This is a genomic window from Campylobacter concisus, assembly GCF_002913545.1.
Classification (GTDB): domain Bacteria; phylum Campylobacterota; class Campylobacteria; order Campylobacterales; family Campylobacteraceae; genus Campylobacter_A; species Campylobacter_A concisus_AV.
In genome coordinates this window covers 1-497 of the sequence record NZ_PPBR01000123.1, presented here as the reverse complement: position 1 = coordinate 497, position 497 = coordinate 1, and the positions used below count along the sequence as shown (strand labels likewise).

Here is a 497-nt window from a genome sequence, read left to right as displayed (position 1 = left end):
GTTTAAGGATATTTTTACGCTTTTTAAAACGACTTATGATCTAAAAATAGACAAGGTCATAGCCGATCTTCATCCAAATTTTTTAAATACAAAATGGGCAAAGGATCAGGGCTTTAAGCTAGTTCATCTGCAACATCACTACGCGCATTTACTAAGTGTCATCTTTGAAAATGATTTGCCAGATAAAGAGTATCTTGGCTTTTGTTTTGACGGCACTGGATACGGAGAAGACGGCAAAATTTGGGGTGGCGAGGTCTTTAGGCTAGATAAAAATAGCTACAAGAGAGTTTATCACTTTGATGAATTTAGCTTATTTGGCGGCGAAAATAGCATAAAAAATATCTATCTTATCGCTTATTCTATTATTTTGAAGTATCAGCTTGAGGGCGAGGGGCGTAAATTTTTAGTAAATTTTGATGAAAAGGTGCTTCGAAATTTCAAGATGATGGAGCAAAAGGGGCTAAATTTAGTAAAAACTAGCTCTGTTGGTAGGATAT

Annotated in this window: 1 pseudogene; it reads left to right on the top strand. The window is 35.4% G+C overall.

Annotated elements, in window-relative coordinates:
• Window positions 1-497, top strand: a pseudogene (locus tag CYP05_RS08590) (carbamoyltransferase HypF); the annotation flags it as partial.